At 46.5% G+C, this 2,500-nt stretch carries 2 tRNA genes and 2 rRNA genes (1 of these 4 cut by a window edge); all 4 read left to right on the forward strand.

Annotated features, from left to right (window positions below):
- Positions 1 to 4 precede the first annotated feature (4 nt).
- A 16S ribosomal RNA gene (locus ACSQ7D_RS06090) occupies positions 5 to 1,522 on the forward strand.
- Positions 1,523 to 1,701: 179 nt separating this feature from the next.
- Positions 1,702 to 1,775: transfer RNA gene (locus ACSQ7D_RS06095), tRNA-Ile, on the forward strand.
- 88 nt (positions 1,776 to 1,863) lie between these two features.
- A tRNA-Ala gene (locus ACSQ7D_RS06100) sits at positions 1,864 to 1,937 on the forward strand.
- Between the two features lie 160 nt (positions 1,938 to 2,097).
- A 23S ribosomal RNA gene (locus tag ACSQ7D_RS06105) occupies positions 2,098 to 2,500 on the forward strand; it runs 2,440 nt beyond the window's last position.
- Together the 16S and 23S rRNA genes with 2 tRNA genes alongside form the textbook arrangement of a ribosomal RNA operon.

Consider the following 2,500-nt stretch of genomic DNA (forward strand, 5'->3'; position numbering starts at 1 on the left):
TTTAACGATGAAGAGTTTGATCCTGGCTCAGGATGAACGCTAGCGGCAGGCCTAACACATGCAAGTCGAGGGGGAAGTTACTTTCGGGTAACAGAGACCGGCGTACGGGTGCGTAACGCGTATACAATCTGCCTTTCACTGGGGGATAGCCCGAAGAAATTTGGATTAATACCCCATAGTATAGTAGTGTGGCATCACACAACTATTAAAGCCTTGGTGGTGAAAGATGAGTATGCGTTCTATTAGCTAGTTGGAGAGGTAACGGCTCCCCAAGGCGATGATAGATAGGGGTTCTGAGAGGGATGTCCCCCACACTGGTACTGAGATACGGACCAGACTCCTACGGGAGGCAGCAGTGAGGAATATTGGACAATGGTCGGAAGACTGATCCAGCCATGCCGCGTGCAGGATGAAGGTCTTATGGATTGTAAACTGCTTTTGTAAGGGAAGAATAAGGACTACGTGTAGTTTGATGACGGTACCTTACGAATAAGCATCGGCTAACTCCGTGCCAGCAGCCGCGGTAATACGGAGGATGCGAGCGTTATCCGGAATCATTGGGTTTAAAGGGTCTGTAGGCGGGCTAATAAGTCAGAGGTGAAAGCGCTCAGCTCAACTGAGCAACTGCCTTTGAAACTGTTGGTCTTGAATGGTTGTGAAGTAGTTGGAATGTGTAGTGTAGCGGTGAAATGCTTAGATATTACACAGAACACCGATAGCGAAGGCATATTACTAACAATTAATTGACGCTGATGGACGAAAGCGTGGGGAGCGAACAGGATTAGATACCCTGGTAGTCCACGCTGTAAACGATGGATACTAGCTGTTTGGTTTAAGGATTGAGTGGCTAAGCGAAAGTGATAAGTATCCCACCTGGGGAGTACGTTCGCAAGAATGAAACTCAAAGGAATTGACGGGGGCCCGCACAAGCGGTGGAGCATGTGGTTTAATTCGATGATACGCGAGGAACCTTACCAAGGTTTAAATGGGGACTGACAGGGGTAGAGATACCTTTTTCTTCGGACAGTTTTCAAGGTGCTGCATGGTTGTCGTCAGCTCGTGCCGTGAGGTGTCAGGTTAAGTCCTATAACGAGCGCAACCCCTGCCATTAGTTGCTAACGAGTAGAGTCGAGCCCTCTAATGGGACTGCCGGTGCAAACCGAGAGGAAGGTGGGGATGACGTCAAATCATCACGGCCCTTACATCTTGGGCTACACACGTGCTACAATGGCCGTTACAGAGAGCAGCCACTGCGTGAGCAGGCGCGAATCTATAAAGACGGTCACAGTTCGGATCGGAGTCTGCAACTCGACTCCGTGAAGCTGGAATCGCTAGTAATCGGATATCAGCCATGATCCGGTGAATACGTTCCCGGGCCTTGTACACACCGCCCGTCAAGCCATGGAAGCTGGGAGTACCTGAAGACGGTTACCGCGAGGAGCTGTTTAGGGTAAAACTAGTGACTGGGGCTAAGTCGTAACAAGGTAGCCGTACCGGAAGGTGCGGCTGGAACACCTCCTTTCTAGAGATGACCGATTTAATTATTAATGGTTAATTATTAACGATTAATGGACTTATGGTATATTTGATTCTTTAAATCTTGCTGGCAACAAACATAAATAGGTATAAGTTACCAGCTAAAAGGCAAAGAAAAGTAATAAGTTTTTTACCTTTTACCTTTTACCTTTTACCTAAGAAAGCAGTCTCATAGCTCAGCTGGTTAGAGCGCTACACTGATAATGTAGAGGTCGGCAGTTCGAGTCTGCCTGGGACTACAAGAAGCTAAATAAGGAAATTCTAGGAGCTGAAGAGAGGCGAATATCGTGAAACGTAATTCGTAATTCGTAACTCGTCATTAAGCACGGGGAATTAGCTCAGCTGGCTAGAGCGCCTGCCTTGCACGCAGGGGGTCAAGGGTTCGAATCCCTTATTCTCCACAACAACCGTACGACATATTGGGATAAAAAGCATAAGAGATCAATAATAGATTATTGATAATCTAACGAAAAAAAATAAAAAGAATCAAAGAGAACGAGAGGTACCTAGATAATTGTCAATTATCAATTGTTAATTGTCAATTGACTAGGACTACAAGCGCGAAAAGTTATGTAAGGGCGTATGGGGGATGCCTAGGCTCTCAGAGGCGAAGAAGGACGTGATAAGCTGCGAAAAGTTGCGTGTATTGGCACATACGATATGATACGCAAATCTCCGAATGGGGCAACCCAGTACATTGAAGATGTACTACACCGTAAAGGTGAGCAAACCCGCTGAACTGAAACATCTTAGTAGGCGGAGGAGAAGAAAACAAAAGTGATTCCCAGAGTAGTGGCGAGCGAAATGGGATTAGCCCAAACCCACTTTGTTACGGCAGAGTGGGGGTAGTAGGACCCAGATATAGGTTGTAAAGCTGGATTAGAAGTGTTTGGAAAGGCACACCATAGAGAGTGAAAGTCTCGTATAGGTACAGTTTTATAAATCTTATGGGTATCCTGAGTAG

It is taken from the genome of Capnocytophaga sp. G1920 (assembly GCF_051417515.1).